Here is a 2,200-nt window from a genome sequence, read left to right as displayed (position 1 = left end):
TAAGTCAGTCGTGTGACATGCCGGGAACGTGGTAAGCCCGTATCGTTGCCAGCGCAGTATGGCTGGCAGGTGGACCGCAAGGAACGCTGTTGGCGGTGCGGGTATGGGAGGACGGAAAAAGCGAATGCCGGGCTGTAATGGTTCGGATAGGGGTTGAGACATTACTCCACGCGAAAGCGGGCAGACTTCCGTCTGGTCTACCGTCGCAAGATGGCTGACAGACCTTATGACTTGGTGAGACACGGGCGCTTGTGTCCGTCCGTAGTACCTGGATGACGTATGGGCGCAGATGCCCATACCTGTTCAACTGTTGTTCCCCAGCGGGGTGTGTCTGCCCCGCTGGGGGAGATGCGCCTTCTGCTGTGGGAATGATCAACCCAAGGTAGGAGAGCAGCATGAAAGTATCCGTCCGGAAGGACGGATCTGCGCTTTCCCACGCGCCGGACGACTGGTACGCCGTAGATTGGCGTCGGGTTGAACGGAACGTGAGAGGGATGCAGATTCGAATTGCGAAGGCGACGCGGGAAAGTGACTGGCGCAGGGTGAAAGCCCTGCAACGGATGCTGACCCGCACGTTGTCCGCAAAGCTGTACGCGGTACGACGTGTTACGCAGAACCAGGGTGCGCGAACGGCTGGAGTCGATCGTGAACTATGGGATTCGCCTGAGAGCCGATGGGAAGCCGTCGGCAGGTTGAAACGGCGTGGATACAAGCCTCTGCCCCTACGGAGAGTCTTTATCCCCAAAGCCAATGGGAAGGAGCGCCCTCTGGGCATCCCGACCATGCGGGACAGGGCGATGCAAGCCCTTTATCTGCTGGCACTGGAGCCGGTGTCGGAATCGACGAGCGACCCGAACTCGTATGGGTTCAGGATTAACCGCTCGACGGCCGATGCGATGTCTCAGATATTCGTCACCATGTCCCAGAAGGGTTCTGCCCGATGGGTGCTGGAAGCGGATATCAAAGGCTGCTTTGACTGGATCAACCACGACTGGTTGGAAAGCCATGTCCCGATGGACAAGGAGATCCTGCGGAAGTGGTTGAAGGCTGGCCTGATTTACAAGGGCCAGCTACAGGCGACTGAGGCCGGTACGCCGCAGGGAGGGATTATCTCCCCGACGCTGGCAAACGTGACGCTGAACGGGCTGGAACGTGAACTGATTGCGCACCTCGGTGCGAAGTTGGGGATCGCAAAAGCCAAGAAGCTGAAAGTGAATGTGGTGCGATATGCGGATGACTTCGTTATCACTGGCGACTCGCGAGAGTTGCTGGAGACCGAAGTCAGACCTTGGGTGGAAGCATTCCTTGCGGTTCGGGGATTGCAACTGTCGGAGGAGAAAACGCGGATCACCCACATCGACGATGGCTTCGATTTCCTGGGGTGGAATTTCCGGAAGTATTCGGGGAAGCTGCTCATCAAGCCGAGCAAGAAGAACGTGCAAACGTTCTACCGCAAGGTTTCGGAAACGATCAGCGGCAACAAGGCGGTGAGGCAGGAGGATCTGATCCGATTGCTGAACCCCATGTTACGGGGATGGGCGCAGTACCACAGCCCCGTCGTGGCCAAGCAGGCATACAACCGCATGGAGTATCTGATTTTCCGGAGACTCTGGTGGTGGTCGAAGAGGCGGCATCCGCAGAAGAACGCCCGGTGGGTGGGGCAGAAGTACTTCCACTCAGTGGGTGAACGACGATGGGTGTTTGCCGCTCCTGTAGTTTGGAAAGACGGTAGCACTGGACTGTTTGAGCTGTACCAGATCAACGGTACGGTTATCAGACGGCACAGGAAGGTGAAAGGGGACTACCATCCCTTCGATCCGATGTGGGAGCAGTATGGCGAGCAGTTGCGTCAGGAGCGCATGTGGGAATCGGTGCGCTACCGGAGGCAATGGGCGACGCTGTACATGTCGCAGGGTGGCTCGTGTGCACTCTGTGGCTGTGCCCTGACTGACGAAACCGGCTGGCACGACCATCATCTTGAATATCGGATGCATGGCGGGTCAGACGCGCTGTCTAACCGGGTATTGCTTCACCCACACTGCCACCAGCGGGTACATACTGGTAACCTTGTGGTAACTAAGCCGGTTCTGTCATAAGACGGGACTTTGTTTGTTTTGTAGATTTGAGCCGTATGCGGGGAAACTCGCACGTACGGTTCTCGGGGGGCCCGATCTTCGTAAGAGGATCGGGCTACCCGACC

General features: G+C 57.7%; 1 protein-coding gene. It reads left to right on the top strand.

Translation table 11 applies throughout. From position 1 onward, the window contains the following. Window positions 1-395 precede the first annotated feature (395 nt). Window positions 396-2,096, top strand: a complete 1,701-nt coding sequence (gene ltrA, locus HV796_RS41810; protein ID WP_175233487.1) for a group II intron reverse transcriptase/maturase — start codon at window positions 396-398, stop codon at window positions 2,094-2,096. The last annotated feature ends 104 nt before the right edge of the window (window positions 2,097-2,200 follow it).

The organism is Paraburkholderia humisilvae (genome assembly GCF_902859855.1).
GTDB classification, from domain to species: Bacteria; Pseudomonadota; Gammaproteobacteria; order Burkholderiales; family Burkholderiaceae; genus Paraburkholderia; species Paraburkholderia humisilvae.
This window is presented reverse-complemented; position numbering and strand designations above follow the sequence as displayed.